Raw genomic sequence first — 13,637 nt, forward strand, 5'->3', positions numbered from 1 at the left:
AGTGCTGATCGCGACCACCCCACGCCTGGAGATCCGACCGTGGACCCTCGAGGACGCTCCTGCGGCGCTGGCCATGCTCAGCAGGATCGAGGTGGTCCAGTGGCTCGGCGACGGCGACCCGGTCCTGACCAAGGACCTCGACGAGGCCCGGATGAAGGTCGAGACCTGGCGGGGTCGGGACAACCCGCCGCTGGGGCACTGGGCCGTGGAGGTGACCGATGGCGGTCCGCTGCACGGCCGGACGATCGGCACGGTGCTGCTGCTGACGCTGCCCAACGACGAGCACGGCGAGGTCGAGATCGGCTGGCACCTGCACCCGGACGCGTGGGGCAACGGCTACGCGCCCGAGGCCGCCACCGCGATCCTGGAGCGAGGCTTCAGCGGCGGCATCGAGGAGATCTTCGCGGTGACCGACCTGGACAACGTCAACTCGATGAAGGTCTGCACCAAGATCGGCATGGAGCACCGCGGCACCATCGACAAGTGGTACGCGACGCCCTCGCAGTTCTTCGTGATCACGCGGGAGCAGTGGCTGGCTCAGCAGGCGGAGCGGACCTGACGACCATCGCGATACCCGCGAGGATCAGGACCAGCCCCGCCACCGCACCTGCCTCGGGAACCTGGCCGAGCCAGGCCGCCGCGATGAGCGACGCCCCCGGGATCTCCAGCAGGATCGCCATCGAGGTGACCATCGGCGAGAGCCGGCCGAGCAGGTAGTTGAAGACCGAGTGGCCCAGCAGCTGGGCCGTCGCGGTGAGCAGCAGCAGCTTGAGCCACGCCTCCCGGTCGTAGCCGCCGAGGGCCTGGCCGCGGGCGACCGCGGCGACCAGCAGCACCACCGCGCAGGTTCCGTAGCAGATCAGCGTGTACGACGTCGTGCTCAGCTGCTGCCGGACCCGGCCGCCGATGACCGCGTACGCCGCCACCGCGACGCTGCCGACCAGGGCGAGCGCGTCGCCCGCCAGAGCGCGCGTCGAGATGCTCAGGTCGAACCCCGAGACCACGATCGCGCCCGTCGTCGCGGCGAGCACCCCGAGCAGCACCGGACGTCCGAGGACCGTGCCCTGGGACCGGTCCCAGGCGATCACCCAGATCACCTGGAGCGAGACGATCGCCGTGCTCGAGGCGACCGAGGTCATGCCGAGCGAGGTGATCCAGAAGCCGAAGTGGGCCGCCAGGCAGCAGCCGGCGACCACGACGCCGAGCACCTGGCGCGCCGTCAGCCCGGCCAGCTCACCGCGCTGACGGACCGCCGCGACCGGCGCGATGGCCGCGGTGGCGAACGCCGTGCGCCAGAACGCGATCGCCAGGGCCGGGACCGCGGTGGCGGCGATGAGCGGAGCGGCGAGCGAGACCGCCCCGACCCCGACGGCCAGCAGCGCGAGCGTGCGCAGGTCGATCCGGTTCACGGCACCCGGATCTCGCCGCGGGCGATCGGGTGCACCTGCCCGGCAACGCTGATCCGCTCGCCGACGGTGCCGAGCAGCCGGGACGGCCGGCCCATCTCGATGCCCTGGCGGATCCGGTAGCGGTCGCCGTCCGCAGCCAGTCCACGCGCCCGCAGCGCCATCCCGAGCCCCGCGGCAGCAGACCCGGTGGCGGGGTCCTCGGGGACTGCGAGGTCGGGGACGAAGACCCGGCTGTGCACCTCGAGGTCTGCGGTCACCGAGTACAGGTTGATGCCGCCGATCGGATCCCCGGTCGGCGGGAGGTGCGGCAGGGTGCGCGCGATGCCGGCCCGGGCCACGGCGTCGTCGCGGACCGGGACGTGCGCGAAGGTGAGGCCGGTGCCGGCCAGCCAGGCGTCGCCGTCACGGTCCTCGGCCGTCAGACCGACCGCGTGCAGCACCCCGGCGACGACGTCGTGATCGAGCGGGCCGACCAGATCACGCGGGACGGCGGACAGCTCGACCGCGTCCTCCACGAACCGCACCCCGACCTCGCCGGCGGCGCACTCCTGGACGACCTGCGCGCTGTCGAGGTCACCCCGCTCGCGCAGCACCCAGGCGGTTCCCAGGGTCGGGTGGCCGGCGAACGGGATCTCCCCGCCGGGGGTGAAGATCCGCACCGAGTAGCGGTCCCCGGCGATCGGCGTGGGGAACGTGGTCTCGGAGAAGTTGAACTCCCGGGCGAGGGTGAGCAGCTGTTCGTCGCTGAGCCCAGCGGCCCCGTGCACGACCGCAAGCTGGTTGCCCGCGAACGGCTTCTCCGCGAAAACATCCACCACGTCGTAGGTCAGCACCGTCCCATCGTCCCAAAACGGGTCGCCCGCGCCGATAGGCTGGTGTCTCGTGAGCACGACACCGACCCGCGTCTACGCAGCCCGGCTCGCCGGGCTGCCGGTGTTCGACCCCCAGGGCGACCAGGTGGGCAAGGTCCGGGACGTCGTCGTCGTGCTCCGCGCCGGATCCGGCCAGCCGCGCGTGGTCGGCCTCGTCATCGAGGTCTTCGGCAGGCGCCAGGTCTTCGCGCCGATGACCCGGGTCACCAACATCGACGTCGGCCAGGTGATCACCACCGGCCTGCTCAACATGCGCCGGTTCGAGCTGCGCAGCACCGAGACGCTGGTGATCGGCCAGATGCTCGACCGCGCGGTGACCATCAAGAGCAGCGGCGTCGTCGGCAGCGTCTTCGACGTGGCGATGGAGCAGACCCGGACCCGCGACTGGGTGCTCTCCCGCGTCGCCTTGCAGGAGCCGAGCAAGAGTTTCCGCCGGCGCGGCCAGACCCACGTCGTCGAGTGGGACGAGGTCGACGGCCTGCACAAGCGCGAGCCGAACCAGGGCGCCACCCACCTGATCGCCTCGCTGGCCGAGCTGAAGCCCGCCGATGCGGCGAACGTGATCCACGAGCTCCCGGCCGAGCGGCGTACCGAGGTCGTCGCGGCGATGGACGACGAGCGCCTGGCCGACGTCCTCGAGGAGCTGCCCGAGGAGGACCAGGTCGAGATCCTCGAGCACCTCTCCCACGAGCGCGCCGCCGACGTCCTCGAGGAGATGTCGCCGGACGACGCTGCCGACCTGATCAACGACCTGCCGCCGGAGACCGCTCGGCACCTGCTCGAGCTGATGGAGCCCGAGGAGGCCGAGGACGTCCGTCGCCTGATGAGCTACGGCGAGGAGACCGCGGGCGGCATGATGACGCCCGAGCCGGTGATCCTGTCCCCCGACGCCACCGTCGCCGAGGCGCTCGCCCGGGTCCGCAACGAGGAGCTCACCCCGTCGCTGGCCGCACTCGTCTACGTCTGCCGCGCGCCGCTGGAGACCCCGACCGGCAAGCTGCTGGGCATCGCGCACATCCAGCGCCTGCTGCGCGAGCCCCCGAGCGAGCTGGTCGCCGGCGTCCTGGACACCGGTGTCGACTACCTGCACGCCGACGCGACCCTCGAGGACGTGGCGATCTTCCTGGCGACGTACAACCTGGTCGCCGCTCCGGTGGTCGACGACGACGGCCGCCTGCTGGGCACCGTCACCGTCGACGACCTGCTCGACCACCTGCTGCCCGAGGGCTGGCGCGACCGCAAGGTCGGCCAGGGAACGGCCAGGGGGTGAGCCTGGTGACCCCGGAGAAGAAGCCCGACAAGAAGGTCGAGGCCACCCCGAAGCAGGACGACCGCCCGCGCGTCCGGCTCGACCAGCCGCGCGAGCTGCGCCGCAACCTGGTCACCAACCCGTTCCGCGGCAGCAGCGACACCGACCGCTTCGGCCGCTTCGCCGAGCAGTTCGCGCGCTTCATGGGCACCGCGCGCTTCCTCATCTACATGACGTTCTTCGTCGCCGTCTGGGTCGGCTGGAACTGGCTGGCGCCCGACAGCTGGCGCTTCGACGACTACCCGTTCATCTTCCTGACCCTGATGCTCAGCCTGCAGGCGTCGTACGCCGCGCCCCTGATCCTGCTCGCGCAGAACCGCCAGGAGGTCCGCGACCGGGTCGTCACCGAGCAGGACCGCAAGAACGCCTCGCAGCAGCAGGCGGACATGGAGTTCCTGGCTCGCGAGGTCGCCTCGCTGCGGATGGCGCTCGGCGAGGTCGCGACCCGCGACTTCCTGCGCTCGGAGCTGCGCGGCCTGCTCGAGGACCTGGAGGAGCGCGCCGCCGAGGAGCCCGAGGGTGACGAGCCTCTCGTCCCCGCGGACGAGAGCGGTCCGCAGCCCACCTAGACTGGAGTCCATGACTTCACCGCTCCTCGAGCCGGTTCGTGCTGCCCTGGCGACCGTGAACGACCCCGAGATCAAGCGCCCGATCACCGAGCTCGGCATGGTCGAGTCCGTCGAGGTCGACGACACCGGCAAGGTCGACATCACCGTGCTGCTCACGGTCGCCGGCTGCCCGCTCAAGGACACCATCAACCGCGACGTGACCGCGGCCGTCTCGGCCGTCCCCGGCGTCACCGGCATCCAGCTAGAGCTCGGCGTGATGACTGCCGAGCAGCGCGCCGGCCTGAAGGACGTGCTCTCCGGCGGCCAGGCCCAGCGGGAGATCCCCTTCGGCAAGCCGGACTCGTTGACCAAGGTCTACGCGATCGCCTCCGGCAAGGGCGGCGTCGGCAAGTCCTCGGTCACCGTGAACCTGGCGATGGCCCTGGCCGCCCAGGGCCTCAAGGTCGGGGTCATCGACGCCGACATCTACGGCCACTCGATCCCGGCGATGTTCGGCATCGCGGACACCCGGCCGACCCAGGTCGAGGACCTGATCATGCCGGTGCCGACCGCCAGCGGCGTCTCGGTGATCTCGATCGGCATGCTCAAGCCGCGCCGCGACCAGGTCGTCGCCTGGCGCGGCCCGATGCTCGACCGCGCGCTGGTGCAGATGCTCGCCGACGTCTACTGGGGCGACCTGGACGCGCTGCTGCTCGACCTCCCCCCGGGCACCGGCGACGTCGCGATCTCGCTGGGCCAGCACCTGCCGAGCGCCGAGGTGATCGTGGTGACCACGCCACAGGAAGCCGCCGCGGAGGTGGCCGAGCGCGCCGGCACGATGGCCTCGATGATGCACCAGCGGGTCATCGGCGTCGTCGAGAACATGAGCTACCTGGCCTGCCCGCACTGCGAGGCCGAGGGCAAGGACCACAAGCTCGAGATCTTCGGAGCCGGCGGCGGTGCCCGGGTGGCCGAGACCCTCTCGACGCGCTTCGGGTACGACGTCCCGGTGCTCGGCGAGGTACCGCTCGACGTCTCGCTCCGGGAGGGCGGCGACGCCGGCAAGCCGGTGGTCGAGGCCAACCCGACCGCGTCCGCCGCGAAGGCCCTGACCGCGATCGCGACCAAGCTCGCCGGCCGTGGTCGTGGACTCGCCGGGATGCAGCTCGGGCTGACTCCCTCCGGTCGTCTCTGAGTCGAACGTAGACTCCAGCCATGTTCGGAGTCGGCCTGCCCGAGATGGCAGTGATCCTCGTGGTGGGGATCATCGTGTTCGGGCCCGACAAGCTCCCGGACTACGCGCGCCAGGCCGGCCGGATGCTGCGGCAGCTGCGGCAGTTCGCGCAGTCTGCGCAGAACGACCTGCGCAAGGAGCTGGGTCCTGAGTTCGCGGACCTCAAGCTGACCGACCTCGACCCGCGCGTCGCGATCCGGAAGCACATCCTGGACGCGATGGACGAGGACGACCTCGCCGAGGCGCAGAAGTCGATGATGGCGCCGCGGACCGGCGGGCCTGACCTCAAGCCGGGCGAGAGCCCGCCGTTCGACGCCGAGGCCACCTGACGTGGCCCTGTGGCGACGCCCGTTCGAGCTGACGATCCCGGCGCCGTCGGACGCGGTCCTCGCGGCGGCGTCTGCCGTGGACCCGAACACGCTGCACGACGCGCAGGGCTTTCTCAACCGGGGCTACGGGCTCGACATCGCTGTCGTGGGAGCGTCCGCATTCACCGCGAACGTCTGGTCGCCGGCCGGTCAGAACAGCTACCGCGGCCCGCGTCTGCGCGCGACCGCCGAGAGCGACGGCAGCCGCACCCGTCTGGTCGGCGAGCTGTGGTGGCAGCGGCTGCAGATCTCGTTCACCGCGATGCCACTGATGGTCGTGGCCGCGATCTACGGCGGCTTCTGGGGTGCCCGGCGACGGCCGGACGAGGTGGCGTTCAGCCATTGGTTCTTCTGGAGCATCGCCGCTGCCCTGACCCTCTTGATCGTCTTCGCGTGGCGACGCCTCCCGCAGCGGATGGCGAAGGAGGAGACCCAGCTCAAGGATGCGTTGCTGCGCGACCTGAGCTAGCTGCTTCTGACCGATCTGGCTGCGAATTGAGCTCTCAGCGAGCCAGATCGATCAGAATCGGGTCAGCCCGTCTTGGCGAGCAGGCCGACCTTGATCTTCAGGGTCTTGCTGCCGCGCTTCACCGTCAGCGTCACGGTGTCGCCCGCCTGGTGCGAGCGGATCGCCACCACGACGTCGGTCTGGCCGGTGACCGGGTGGTCGTCGACCGCGGTGATGATGTCGCCGACCTTGAGGTCGGACTTCGCGGCCGGCGTACCGGCGTTGATCTCCTTGACCTCGGCACCCTCGTTGTTCTCGGTGCCCCGCACCGAGACGCCGATGACCGGGTACTCCGCGTGGCCGGTGCGCAGGATCTGACCGGCGGTGACGAGCACCTGCTCGATCGGGATCGCGAAGCCGACGCCGATGTTGGCGGACTCGCCGCTGGAGTCCGAGGACCCGATCGAGGCGATCGCGGAGTTCACGCCGATGACCTGGCCCTGCAGGTTGGCCAGCGGGCCGCCGGAGTTGCCCGGGTTGATCGCGGCATCGGTCTGCACGGCGTTGATGAACGAGGCGTCGTTGCCGTCACCGGTGGTCACCGGGCGGTTCTTGGCGCTGACGATGCCGCTGGTGACGGTGGCCGACAGCGCCAGCGGCGAGCCGACGGCGACCACGGTCTCGCCGACCTGCATCTGCGCGGCGGAGCCGAAGGCGACCGGCTGGAGCTTCTCGGCCCCCTCGACCTTGAGCACGGCCAGGTCGTAGACCGGGCTGCGGCCGACCACGGTCGCCTTGTGGTGGGTACCGGACTGGTCGATCACGTCGATCGGGCCCTTGTCGGCAGCCGCGTCGGCGACCACGTGGTTGTTCGTGATGATGTGGCCCTTGTCGTCGAAGACGAACCCGGACCCGGTCGCACCCTGGGCGCGACCCTTGTACTCGGCCACGATCTGGACCGTGCTCGGCAGCAGCTTGGCCGCGACCGCGGCAACGCTCTGGTTGCCGGCCTTCAGCGGAGCCTTGCGCACCGGGATGTTCACGACGGTGTCGCCGCCGGAGCTGGCGTTGTCGTCGTTGACCAGCGAGGCGCCGATCGCGCCACCGCCGATGCCGAGGAGCAGCGAGAGGACCGCGATGAGCGGCCAGGTCCACCCCGGCAACCGCGACTTCTCCGGGGTGCTGGTCTCGGTCGTGGTCGGGGGCAGGGGGTAGGCCGACGGCTCGGTCGGCTGCGCGACGCCGTACTGGGCCGGGTAGGCAGGGGGCTGCGTCGGCGGCGGGGCGTACGCGGGCTCCTGGTACGCGGGCGGCTGGTAGGCCGGAGCGGCGGGCGGCTGGTAGGCCGGAGCCGGCGGCTCGTACGCCGGGGGCTGGTAGGCCGGCGGCGGGTACGACGGAGCGGCCGGGGGCGGCGTCGGCGGGGCGAAACCCGGGAGCGGCGTGGTCGGCTCGGTCGGCGCAGGCTCGTTCGGGAGTGCGGCCGGGGTCTCGGCCGGACCCGTCTCGATCGGCGTCGTCGGCTCGTCGCCGTTGCCGCTCTGGTCTGCGCTGGATCCCGGGAAATCGGTGTCGCTCACGCGACTATCTTGACCTACCGCCGAATGCGGCGTTCTCGATGTCCGCAGTCAACCCGGTGCCCGGGTCGTTGCGCGTGGTGCCACCGATCATCGCGGGCCCCGGAGAACCCGGCACCTCACCGCGACCCACCGGCGGCGTGGTCACCGACATCACCGCGAGCACGGCGACCCCGACCGAGCTGGCACCGACCAGCGCGACGGCGGCCCGGCGACGCTTGGAGCGACGCTCGATCTCGTCGACGGTCGCCCAGGCGTCCACGTCGTACAGGGAGCCGAGCAGCGCCGGCGGTGCGGCCAGCACGCTCGGACCGGCGAGACCGGCCAGGCGCTGCTTGATCCAGCCCTCGCGCTCCACCAGCCGACGACAACCGGCGCAGCCCAGCACGTGCTGCCAGGCGCGCTCCTCGTCGGAGGGTGAGAGCTGGCCGTCGACGAGCGCCGAGGCGTTCGAGCCGATGTGGCCGGAGAACCAGAGCATCACCGTGAGCTACTCCCCGTCCCTGTCATCCGACCCGGCCGGCCAGCTGCGGACCGGCGACGCGGACGCGCCCGGCCGTCGGGGCCCGGTGGGCCAGGGCCTTGCGGAGCATGGAACGGCCGCGGTGGATGCGCGACCGGACGGTGCCCATCTTCACGCCGAGGACGTCGGCGATCTCCTCGTAGGAGAGTCCCTCGACGTCGCAGAGCACGACCGCGGCACGGAAGTCCGGCGGCAGCGCGGCCAGGGCGGCCTCGACGTCGGCGTCGAACATCTGGTTCAGGTAGGCGGCGTCCGGGGTCGCGATCGGGCTGGGCAGCCGGTTGTCGGCGTCCTCGGGCAGCGCGTCGAAGCGGATCCGGCTCTTGCGGCGGGCCTGGTCCAGGAACAGGTTCGTGGTGATCCGGTGCAACCAGCCCTCGAAGGTGCCCGGGGTGTAGGTGTGCAGCGACCGGAAGACCCGGACGAAGACCTCCTGGGTGAGGTCCTCGGCGTCGTAGGCGTTGCCGGTCAGCCGATAGGCGAGCCGGTAGACCCGGGCGGAGTGGAGCTCGACGATCTGGTCCCAGGTGGGCACGCCGTTCTCAACGGGCTCGTTGCTCTGCACGGGCGCGCTCATGGAAGGCTCCTTGCTGTTCTGGTTCGCACTGTGACGACGGACCATCGACTGCTGGGACCTCCACGCTAGGAAGAGTTGTTGAGAGTCTGCTGAGACCCCACTAAGGGGTACCTGTCGAGAACAACGGGCGAGGTGCCCGAAGTGTTCCCGTTCGCAAGCGTGTCACGGCGGTAAAGTCCCCTCAACCGTTCATGAGGAGGGCGTCATCGTCACCGCACCGAAGCCTGCGAGCTGGACCTACTCCGAGGCGTACGTCGCCGAGGACACCGTGCTGGCGAACGCCCGGGCCCGCGCCGAGGAGGTCGGGGTCGCCCCGATCGGCTCCGGTGGCGGCGCCGCCCTCCGTTTCCTGGCCTCCGTGCTGGACGCCCGCGCGGTCGTCGAGATCGGCACCGGCACCGGCGTCTCGGGCCTGTGGCTGCTGCGCGGCATGCGTCCCGACGGCGTGCTGACCTCGGTGGACACCGAGGCGGAGCACCAGCGCCTGGCGCGGGAGACCTTCACCGAGGGCGGCATCCCCGCCCAGCGCTCCCGGCTGATCCCCGGCGCGGCGCTCGAGGTGCTGCCCCGCCTCACCGACGGGCACTACGACATCGTCTTCTGCGACGGCGACAAGCAGGAGTACCCGGAGTACCTGGCCGAGGCGCTGCGGCTGCTGCGTCCCGGTGGCGTGGTGGTCTTCGACAACGCCCTGTGGCACGACCGGGTCGCCGACCCGGCCCAGCGCGATCCGGACACCATCGCGATCCGCGAGCTGTGCCGCGTCGTCGGGGAGCACGAGTCGCTGGTGCCGGTGCTGCTGCCGGTCGGCGACGGACTGCTCGCCGCGAAGAAGGTCTGGCTGCCCGAGGGCTGACCGCCCTAGCGCACGGGGATCTGCCACTCCAGCAGCGTTCCGTGCGGCTCCTCCGAGCCGATCCGGAAGGTGCCGCCGTGCTCGACGGCACGTCGGCGCACGTTGCGTAGGCCGCTCTCGGAGATCTGTCCGTCGATGCCACGGCCGTTGTCGGAGATCCGCAGCAGCAGGCGCTCCTGCCCGACCTCGACCTCGACGATGCACGCGTCGGCCTCGGCGTGCCGCGCCACGTTGGACAGGGCCTCGCGCAGGGTGGCCATCAGGTGGTCGGCGACCTCGGAGCTGACGCCGGAGTCGAGCGGTCCGCGGATCCGGACGAACGGCGTGAAGCCGAGGACCGGCACGTACTCCTTGGCCAGGGCCCGTACGTCGGACTTGAGCGAGCTGCCGTCGTCGTGGCGCAGCTCGAAGATCGTGGAGCGGATGTCGCGGATGGTGGTGTTGAGCTCGGCCACGGCATCGTCGAGCCGGGAACGGACCTCGTCGAGGACCACGATCCGGCGCAGGCCTTGGAGCTGGAGGGCGGTGGCGAACAGCCGCTGGATCACCGAGTCGTGCAGGTCGCGCGCGATCCGGTCGCGGTCGGCGATCAGCAGCAGCTCCTGCCGCTCGGCCAGCGCCGCGGTGCGGTCCAGGGCCAGCGCCGCCTGGTCGGCGAACGCGGTCAGCAGGACCGGGGCGAGCTCGCCGGCGACCGGGTCGACGCCGTCGGTGAGCACGAGGAGCACGTGCCCGGGCACGAGCTTGGAGTTCAGCGGCACCACGAACCCGTCGGTGTTCTCGATCCGCGGCAGCGCCAAGGTGCGGCCGTTGGCCTCCGCCTCGATCAGCACCGGGGTCGCGACCTCGAGCACCTTGTCCAGGTCGGCGAGCAGCGGGTGCACCGAACCGTCGTCGAGGGCGACCACGCCGTGGGTGCCCTCGAGGTCCGCGACGACGGCGACGGTCGCGGATCCGGAGACCTGGCGCAGGTGCCGGGCCACTGCCTGCAGCGCATCGGGAAGCTCGGCGGTGTTCTGCAGCTCCTCGGACATCGCGACCCCGGCCTCGAGCCAGCGCTGCCGCCGCTCACTGGCCTGGTGGGTCCGCGCGTTGGCGATCACCGACCCGGCGATCTCGGCCAGCACCTGGAGGAGCGACTCGTCCTCGGCGGTGAACTGGGCGCCGCCGGCCTTCTCGGTCAGGTAGAGGTTCCCGTAGACCTTGTCGTCGACCAGCACCGGGACGCCGAGGAACGAGGACATCGGTGGGTGGTTCGGCGGGAAGCCCATCGACCGCGCATGGTCACCGACGTCGACGAGGCGCAGCGGCTTCGGGTCCTCGACCAGGACACCGAGCACGCCCTCGCAGGTCGGCAGCGACGCGATCCGGCCGGCGGTCTCGGCGTCGACCCCGTGGATGACGAAGTCGTTGACCACACCGTCGGCGTCCAGGAGACCGATCACGCCGTACCTGGCGTCGGTCAGCGCGCACGAGGCTTCGACGAGCCGGTGCAGCGAACCGCGGAGGTCGAGACCGGCACTGATCAGCTGGACGGCGTCGAGCAGCCTGCTCGCGCCTGCGCCGATGCCCCCGTGTGCTCCCTCAACCACCCGGACATACTAGACCCAAATGCCCGTTTAGTCGGAAATAGCGAGGTTGAACCTGGCTAGACCTCGGGCGAGCTCGTGGATGTTGTCAGCGTCCCAGCCGGCCAGCTTGGCGCCGAACTCCTCGCGGCGCTGGTCGGCCAGCTCCGCGAGACGCTGGCGTCCCTTCGCGCTCATCTGGAGGATCGAGGCGCGCCCGTCGTTGGGGTCGGGCGTCCGCTCGATCAGGTCGAGCTCGAGGAGCTGGTGCACGACCCGGCTGACCGCGCCCTTGTCGAGGGCGAACAGGTCAGCCAGGTCCGCGGCCCGGTGCGGCCCGAACTCGTTCAGCGTGATCAGCAGCGGGTAGGCGGTCGCGTTCAGCGACGGGTCGACCAGGGCCGCCCGATCGGTCAGCCCGCGACGCACCCGCCGCAGCAGCTTGCCGATCTCGTGCTCGAGGTCGCGAATGGCCTCGTCGCGCTCTGCCTCCATGGTGATCATCATGCCGCGACGACCTCCGGCTCGCGTGCTTCGGCCTCGACCTCGAGCGTCGTGCGCAGCGGCACCTCGCGGATGAAGAGGACGGCCACCAGGGCTGCCAGCGCGAACGGCGCGGCGACCAGGAACAGCTCGCCGGTCGCCGTACCGAAGGCGTGCTCGAAGACCGCGCGCACGGGCGCCGGCAGGGCGGAGAGGTCCGGGATCTCGTGGCTCTGCGCACCGGAGGTCGGGACGCCGATCGCCGTCAGGCCGGCCGTGACCTTGTCGGAGACCTGCGCGCTCAGCAGGGCGCCCAGGGCGGAGACCCCGATCGAGCCGCCCATCGAGCGGAAGAACGTGACCACTGCACTGGCGGTGCCCATCTCGGACTGGGCCGCGTTGTTCTGCACGGCCAGCACGAGGTTCTGCATCGTGGAGCCGAGGCCGACGCCGAGGATCGCCATGAAGGCGCCGACGACGACCAGCGAGGTCTTCTCGTCGATCGTGCTGAGCAGGAACAGGCCGACCACGACCAGGGCCATGCCGCCGACCAGGAACCGCTTCCAGAGACCGGTCCGGGTGATCACCCGGCCGCTGACGATGCTGGAGACGAGCAGCCCGCCGACCATCGCGATCGACATCAGGCCGGCGTGCGTCGGGGTCATGCCGCGGGCGATCTGGAAGTACTGCGAGAGGTAGACGGTGGCACCGAACATCGCGACACCGACGAGCACGCTGGCCACCGTGGCCAGGGCCGTGGTGCGGTCGCGGAACATCTGCACCGGGATCACCGGCTCGACGGCGACCTTGAGCTCGACGTAGACGGCTGCGACCAGGAGGACCAGGCCGAGGGCGACCAGGCCGTAGCTGGTGGCCGAGCCCCAGCCGAAGTCGTTGCCCGCCAGGGAGACCCAGATCAGCAGGGTGGAGACGCCGCCGACGATCAGGCCCGCGCCGAGGTAGTCGATGTTGACCTCGCGCTTGACCACGGGCAGGTGCAGCTTCTTCTGGAGCACCACGAAGGCGAGTGCGGCGATCGGGATGCCGACGTAGAAGCAGGAGCGCCAGCCCAGGCCGGGGACGTCGACCAGGACACCGCCGATGAGCGGACCGCTGACGGTCGCGACGGCGAAGACCGCGCCGATGTAGCCGGAGTACCGGCCGCGCTCGCGAGGCGGGACCATCGAGGCGATGACGACCTGGACCAGCGCGGTCAGGCCGCCGACGCCGAGGCCCTGGAAGGCACGGGCACCGATCAGCACGCCCATCGACGGAGCGGTGGCGGCGATCAGGGAGCCGATGACGTAGATGACGAGCGCGCTCTGGACCAGCACCTTCTTGTTGAACTGGTCGGCGAGCTTGCCCCAGATCGGGGTCGAGGCGGTCATCGTCAGCAGCGTCGCGACGACCACCCAGGTGTACCCGGACTGGCTGCCGTGCAGGTCGGTGACGATCCGCGGCAGTGCGTTGGAGACGACGGTGCTGGAGAGCATCGCGACGAACATGGCGAGCAGCAGTCCGCTGAGCGCCTCGAGGATCTCCCGGTGGCTCATCGGACGGGTTGTTTCAGAAGTCATGGTTGTATTCTGCAACTATTTAGTTGCGTTGTGCAACCTTTTGTGACCGGGGTCACCGGAGACGCAGCGACCCGCAGGCGTGAGTCGGGTGACTCACCCCGGTGGACTACCGGTTCGCCTGCGGGTCGGGTGGCTGCTGTTGGATTCGCCGGCAGCCGGCCGGCGTCGCCCCTACGGAAGAGGCCGGGTGCTGCTAACGAGCAGCCACCTCACGCGTCCTAGTAGAAATCATTTCTTGGACCACCTCCTTTCCCGTGTACGCCGAGGCTACGTCGCCCCGGCGTACCG

General features: G+C 70.8%; 15 protein-coding genes. 7 read left to right on the forward strand and 8 right to left on the reverse strand.

Annotated features, from left to right (window positions below; translation table 11 throughout):
• Position 1 precedes the first annotated feature (1 nt).
• A complete protein-coding gene (locus EFL95_RS17675) occupies positions 2-559 on the forward strand; it encodes a GNAT family N-acetyltransferase (protein WP_183407253.1) in 558 nt (185 codons plus the stop codon).
• Here the strand turns inward: EFL95_RS17675 and EFL95_RS17680 are convergent.
• A complete protein-coding gene (locus EFL95_RS17680) occupies positions 516-1,409 on the reverse strand; it encodes a DMT family transporter (RefSeq protein ID WP_123235440.1) in 894 nt (297 codons plus the stop codon). The genes EFL95_RS17675 and EFL95_RS17680 overlap by 44 nt on opposite strands.
• On the reverse strand, positions 1,406-2,242 hold the full coding sequence (locus EFL95_RS17685; protein WP_221176494.1) for a PhzF family phenazine biosynthesis protein: 837 nt from the start codon (positions 2,240-2,242) through the stop codon (positions 1,406-1,408). The genes EFL95_RS17680 and EFL95_RS17685 overlap by 4 nt, the downstream gene beginning before the upstream one ends.
• A 49-nt stretch (positions 2,243-2,291) precedes the next feature.
• On the opposite strand from EFL95_RS17685, the gene EFL95_RS17690 reads away from it, so the two are divergent.
• The 5 genes from EFL95_RS17690 to EFL95_RS17710 are packed head-to-tail and all read left to right on the forward strand — an operon-like array spanning position 2,292 to position 6,209.
• On the forward strand, positions 2,292-3,551 hold the full coding sequence (locus EFL95_RS17690) for a magnesium transporter (RefSeq protein ID WP_123235441.1): 1,260 nt from the start codon (positions 2,292-2,294) through the stop codon (positions 3,549-3,551).
• Positions 3,552-3,556: 5 nt separating this feature from the next.
• Positions 3,557-4,159, forward strand: coding sequence for a DUF1003 domain-containing protein (locus tag EFL95_RS17695; RefSeq protein ID WP_183407257.1), 603 nt, complete (start codon positions 3,557-3,559; stop codon positions 4,157-4,159).
• Positions 4,160-4,169: 10 nt separating this feature from the next.
• Entirely contained in the window at positions 4,170-5,333 is a 1,164-nt protein-coding gene (locus tag EFL95_RS17700; RefSeq protein ID WP_123235443.1) for an Mrp/NBP35 family ATP-binding protein, read from the forward strand.
• Between the two features lie 20 nt (positions 5,334-5,353).
• The gene (locus tag EFL95_RS17705; RefSeq protein ID WP_123235444.1) at positions 5,354-5,701 is read left to right on the forward strand and encodes a sec-independent translocase; all 348 of its coding nucleotides are present in this window, start codon (positions 5,354-5,356) and stop codon (positions 5,699-5,701) included.
• A 1-nt stretch (position 5,702) separates the two neighbouring features.
• Positions 5,703-6,209: a hypothetical protein gene (locus EFL95_RS17710; RefSeq protein WP_123235445.1), complete on the forward strand. Its 507-nt coding sequence runs from the start codon at positions 5,703-5,705 to the stop codon at positions 6,207-6,209.
• 62 nt (positions 6,210-6,271) lie between these two features.
• On the opposite strand, the gene EFL95_RS17715 is transcribed toward EFL95_RS17710, so the two are convergent.
• From EFL95_RS17715 to sigE, 3 genes are read right to left on the reverse strand one after another with little or no spacing between them, the layout of a single operon-like run.
• On the reverse strand, positions 6,272-7,768 hold the full coding sequence (locus EFL95_RS17715) for a S1C family serine protease (RefSeq protein ID WP_123235446.1): 1,497 nt from the start codon (positions 7,766-7,768) through the stop codon (positions 6,272-6,274).
• A 4-nt stretch (positions 7,769-7,772) separates the two neighbouring features.
• Complete coding sequence (locus EFL95_RS17720; protein ID WP_123235447.1) at positions 7,773-8,249, reverse strand: anti-sigma factor family protein; 477 nt, start codon at positions 8,247-8,249, stop codon at positions 7,773-7,775.
• Positions 8,250-8,271: 22 nt separating this feature from the next.
• Positions 8,272-8,865, reverse strand: coding sequence for an RNA polymerase sigma factor SigE (gene sigE, locus EFL95_RS17725; protein WP_246005029.1), 594 nt, complete (start codon positions 8,863-8,865; stop codon positions 8,272-8,274).
• A gap of 205 nt (positions 8,866-9,070) precedes the next feature.
• On the opposite strand from sigE, the gene EFL95_RS17730 reads away from it, so the two are divergent.
• Positions 9,071-9,721, forward strand: a complete 651-nt coding sequence (locus tag EFL95_RS17730; protein ID WP_123235449.1) for an O-methyltransferase — start codon at positions 9,071-9,073, stop codon at positions 9,719-9,721.
• Between the two features lie 5 nt (positions 9,722-9,726).
• Here the strand turns inward: EFL95_RS17730 and EFL95_RS17735 are convergent, their stop codons facing one another.
• Genes EFL95_RS17735 through EFL95_RS17745 form a run of 3 tightly spaced genes read right to left on the reverse strand, consistent with a single transcriptional unit; the run spans position 9,727 to position 13,349 of the window.
• A complete protein-coding gene (locus EFL95_RS17735) occupies positions 9,727-11,313 on the reverse strand; it encodes a GAF domain-containing sensor histidine kinase (RefSeq protein ID WP_123235450.1) in 1,587 nt (528 codons plus the stop codon).
• A 27-nt stretch (positions 11,314-11,340) separates the two neighbouring features.
• Positions 11,341-11,796 carry a MarR family winged helix-turn-helix transcriptional regulator gene (locus EFL95_RS17740; RefSeq protein WP_123235451.1) on the reverse strand — a complete coding sequence of 152 codons (456 nt, stop codon included), beginning with the start codon at positions 11,794-11,796 and terminating at the stop codon, positions 11,341-11,343.
• Positions 11,793-13,349 carry an MDR family MFS transporter gene (locus tag EFL95_RS17745; RefSeq protein ID WP_246005030.1) on the reverse strand — a complete coding sequence of 519 codons (1,557 nt, stop codon included), beginning with the start codon at positions 13,347-13,349 and terminating at the stop codon, positions 11,793-11,795. Before EFL95_RS17745 ends, EFL95_RS17740 begins: the two co-directional genes overlap by 4 nt.
• Positions 13,350-13,637: the final 288 nt, after the last annotated feature.

The sequence above is a fragment of the Nocardioides marmorisolisilvae genome (genome assembly GCF_003725775.1).
In the GTDB taxonomy this organism is placed as follows: Bacteria; Actinomycetota; Actinomycetes; order Propionibacteriales; family Nocardioidaceae; genus Marmoricola; species Marmoricola marmorisolisilvae.

What these genes read in the sequence shown, in the direction of transcription:
- sigE (WP_246005029.1), bottom strand. Translation starts at nt 8,865, where the DNA reads ATGAGCGCGCCCGTGCAGAGCAACGAGCCCGTTGAGAACGGCGTGCCC.
- EFL95_RS17700 (WP_123235443.1), top strand. Translation starts at nt 4,170, where the DNA reads ATGACTTCACCGCTCCTCGAGCCGGTTCGTGCTGCCCTGGCGACCGTG.
- EFL95_RS17745 (WP_246005030.1), bottom strand. Translation starts at nt 13,349, where the DNA reads ATGACTTCTGAAACAACCCGTCCGATGAGCCACCGGGAGATCCTCGAG.
- EFL95_RS17740 (WP_123235451.1), bottom strand. Translation starts at nt 11,796, where the DNA reads ATGATGATCACCATGGAGGCAGAGCGCGACGAGGCCATTCGCGACCTC.
- EFL95_RS17705 (WP_123235444.1), top strand. Translation starts at nt 5,354, where the DNA reads ATGTTCGGAGTCGGCCTGCCCGAGATGGCAGTGATCCTCGTGGTGGGG.